Source organism: Streptomyces sp. NPDC052109, assembly GCF_040680195.1.
GTDB lineage: Bacteria > Actinomycetota > Actinomycetes > Streptomycetales > Streptomycetaceae > Streptomyces.
In genome coordinates, this window is sequence record NZ_JBFAWF010000061.1 from 1 (window position 1) to 3,247 (window position 3,247).

Annotated in this window: 1 rRNA gene; it reads left to right on the plus strand. The window is 57.4% G+C overall.

Annotation, left to right across the window (positions count from 1 at the left end):
- Nucleotides 1–83 precede the first annotated feature (83 nt).
- Nucleotides 84–3,198: ribosomal RNA gene (locus tag AB0L59_RS42150) — 23S ribosomal RNA — on the plus strand.
- Nucleotides 3,199–3,247: the final 49 nt, after the last annotated feature.

The window sequence follows — 3,247 nt, forward strand, 5'->3', positions numbered from 1 at the left end:
CCCAGTGCACTCGAGCTTGTTGGTTCGGGGTGATGGGTGGCTGGTCGTTGTTTGAGAACTGCACAGTGGACGCGAGCATCTGTGGCCAAGTTTTTAAGGGCGCACGGTGGATGCCTTGGCACCAGGAACCGATGAAGGACGTGGGAGGCCACGATAGTCCCCGGGGAGTCGTCAACCAGGCTTTGATCCGGGGGTTTCCGAATGGGGAAACCCGGCAGTCGTCATGGGCTGTCACCCGCTGCTGAACACATAGGCAGTGTGGAGGGAACGCGGGGAAGTGAAACATCTCAGTACCCGCAGGAAGAGAAAACAACCGTGATTCCGGGAGTAGTGGCGAGCGAAACCGGATGAGGCCAAACCGTATGCGTGTGAGACCCGGCAGGGGTTGCGTATGCGGGGTTGTGGGATCTCTCTTCCACGGTCTGCCGGCCGTGGGACGAGTCAGAAACCGTTGATGTAGGCGAAGGACATGCGAAAGGTCCGGCGTAGAGGGTAAGACCCCCGTAGTCGAAACGTCAGCGGCTCGTTTGAGAGACACCCAAGTAGCACGGGGCCCGAGAAATCCCGTGTGAATCTGGCGGGACCACCCGCTAAGCCTAAATATTCCCTGGTGACCGATAGCGGATAGTACCGTGAGGGAATGGTGAAAAGTACCCCGGGAGGGGAGTGAAATAGTACCTGAAACCGTGTGCCTACAAGCCGTGGGAGCGTCGGAGCCTTCGGGCTCTCGTGACTGCGTGCCTTTTGAAGAATGAGCCTGCGAGTTTGCGGTGTGTTGCGAGGTTAACCCGGGTGGGGAAGCCGTAGCGAAAGCGAGTCCGAATAGGGCGCTGTAGTAGCACGCTCAAGACCCGAAGCGGAGTGATCTAGCCATGGGCAGGTTGAAGCGGAGGTAAGACTTCGTGGAGGACCGAACCCACCAGGGTTGAAAACCTGGGGGATGACCTGTGGTTAGGGGTGAAAGGCCAATCAAACTCCGTGATAGCTGGTTCTCCCCGAAATGCATTTAGGTGCAGCGTCGTGTGTTTCTTGCCGGAGGTAGAGCACTGGATAGGCGATGGGCCCTACCGGGTTACTGACCTTAGCCAAACTCCGAATGCCGGTAAGTGAGAGCGCGGCAGTGAGACTGTGGGGGATAAGCTCCATGGTCGAGAGGGAAACAGCCCAGAGCATCGACTAAGGCCCCTAAGCGTACGCTAAGTGGGAAAGGATGTGGAGTCGCACAGACAACCAGGAGGTTGGCTTAGAAGCAGCCACCCTTGAAAGAGTGCGTAATAGCTCACTGGTCTAGTGATTCCGCGCCGACAATGTAGCGGGGCTCAAGCGTACCGCCGAAGTCGTGTCATTGCAGCATGTACTCCCAACGGAGGCTGTGATGGGTAGGGGAGCGTCGTCTGCCGGGTGAAGCGGCACTGGAAGGTAGTCGTGGACGGTTGACGAGTGAGAATGCAGGCATGAGTAGCGATTCACACGTGAGAAACGTGTGCGCCGATTGACTAAGGGTTCCTGGGTCAAGCTGATCTGCCCAGGGTAAGTCGGGACCTAAGGCGAGGCCGACAGGCGTAGTCGATGGATAACCGGTTGATATTCCGGTACCCGCTGTGAAGCGTCAAACATCGAGCATCGTGATGCTAAGGCCGTGAAGCCGTTCCCGACCCTTCGGGGGAAGGAAAGTGGTGGAGCCGCCGGACCAAGCGGTTAGTAGGTGAGTGATGGGGTGACGCAGGAAGGTAGTCCAGCCCGGGCGGTGGTTGTCCCGGGGTAAGGGTGTAGGACGTCGGGTAGGTAAATCCGCCTGGCAATAGTCTGAGACCTGATGCCGAGCCGATTGTGGTGAAGTGGATGATCCTATGCTGTCGAGAAAAGCCTCTAGCGAGTTTCATGGCGGCCCGTACCCTAAACCGACTCAGGTGGTCAGGTAGAGAATACCGAGGCGTTCGGGTGAACTATGGTTAAGGAACTCGGCAAAATGCCCCCGTAACTTCGGGAGAAGGGGGGCCAGCTCTGGTGAGAGGACTTGCTCCTCGAGCTGGGGGTGGCCGCAGAGACCAGCGAGAAGCGACTGTTTACTAAAAACACAGGTCCGTGCGAAGCCGTAAGGCGATGTATACGGACTGACGCCTGCCCGGTGCTGGAACGTTAAGGGGACCGGTTAGCTCTGATTCGTCAGGGCGAAGCTGAGAACTTAAGCGCCAGTAAACGGCGGTGGTAACTATAACCATCCTAAGGTAGCGAAATTCCTTGTCGGGTAAGTTCCGACCTGCACGAATGGCGTAACGACTTCTCGACTGTCTCAACCATAGGCCCGGTGAAATTGCACTACGAGTAAAGATGCTCGTTTCGCGCAGCAGGACGGAAAGACCCCGGGACCTTTACTACAGTTTGATATTGGTGTTCGGTTCGGCTTGTGTAGGATAGCTGGGAGACTTTGAAGCAGGCACGCCAGTGTTTGTGGAGTCGTCGTTGAAATACCAGTCTGGTCGTGCTGGATGTCTAACCTGGGTCCGTGATCCGGATCAGGGACAGTGTCTGATGGGTAGTTTAACTGGGGCGGTTGCCTCCTAAAGAGTAACGGAGGCGCCCAAAGGTTCCCTCAGCCTGGTTGGCAATCAGGTGTTGAGTGTAAGTGCACAAGGGAGCTTGACTGTGAGACCGACGGGTCGAGCAGGGACGAAAGTCGGGACTAGTGATCCGGCGGTGGCTTGTGGAAGCGCCGTCGCTCAACGGATAAAAGGTACCCCGGGGATAACAGGCTGATCTTCCCCAAGAGTCCATATCGACGGGATGGTTTGGCACCTCGATGTCGGCTCGTCGCATCCTGGGGCTGGAGTCGGTCCCAAGGGTTGGGCTGTTCGCCCATTAAAGCGGTACGCGAGCTGGGTTTAGAACGTCGTGAGACAGTTCGGTCCCTATCCGCTGTGCGCGTAGGAGTCTTGAGAAGGGCTGTCCCTAGTACGAGAGGACCGGGACGGACGAACCTCTGGTGTGCCAGTTGTTCTGCCAAGGGCATGGCTGGTTGGCTACGTTCGGGAGGGATAACCGCTGAAAGCATCTAAGCGGGAAGCCTGCTTCGAGATGAGGACTCCCACCCACTTGATGGGGTAAGGCTCCCAGTAGACGACTGGGTTGATAGGCCGGATCTGGAAGCCAGGTAACTGGTGGAGGTGACCGGTACTAATAGGCCGAGGGCTTGTCCTCAGTTGCTCGCGTCCACTGTGTTGGTTCTGAAACCACGAACAGCCCCGCC